This is a genomic window from Mycobacterium sp. UM_11 (genome assembly GCF_001414075.1).
GTDB lineage: Bacteria > Actinomycetota > Actinomycetes > Mycobacteriales > Mycobacteriaceae > Mycobacterium.
This window is the reverse complement of record NZ_LATC01000239.1, coordinates 1-506: the sequence shown is the minus strand read 5'-3', so window position 1 is coordinate 506 and position 506 is coordinate 1. Positions and strand designations below refer to the sequence as shown.

Below are 506 nucleotides of genomic sequence, written 5' to 3'. Positions count from 1 at the left end.
ATGGGCCGCCGCGCCGGCGCCGCCGCGGGCTACTCGCACAAATACGGATTCCGCTACAGCGTGCTCACCCGACCACCCTCGGCCGGATAGCGGCAGCATGAAAACACGCCATTCCATTTATTCGCGGCGCGATTTTATCGAAAGCCGATCGGGTCCAGGCCGGCCCGCTCCTGGGGCACGCGGCTTCGGTTTCGGCCGGGCGATGAATGGGGGTCGCCGCACCGGGGTTCTCTTCCCAGCTCATGGCGAACGAGCGGCCGGCCGCCCAACGCATGGCCAATGCCGGGTTAACCCGGCCGCGGCGACCAGGCCGGACGCGTTCCCGTCCGGCCGTTGCCGCCGCCACGGGCTCCGGGCCGGTCAGCCGGCCGCAAGCGCATTATCGTCATTCAATACGACGGGTTAAGGGGTAATTCGTGTTTGATTTCGGGATGCTTCCGCCGGAGGTTACGTCGGCGAAGATTTATGCCGGTCCGGGGTCGGGGTCGTTGATGACTGCGGCGTCG

General features: G+C 66.8%; 1 protein-coding gene. It reads left to right on the top strand.

The annotated features are described in order from the left end of the window. Positions 1-431 precede the first annotated feature (431 nt). On the top strand, positions 432-506 hold a 75-nt coding region (locus WU80_RS25705), incomplete at its 3' end, for a PPE domain-containing protein (RefSeq protein ID WP_156349782.1).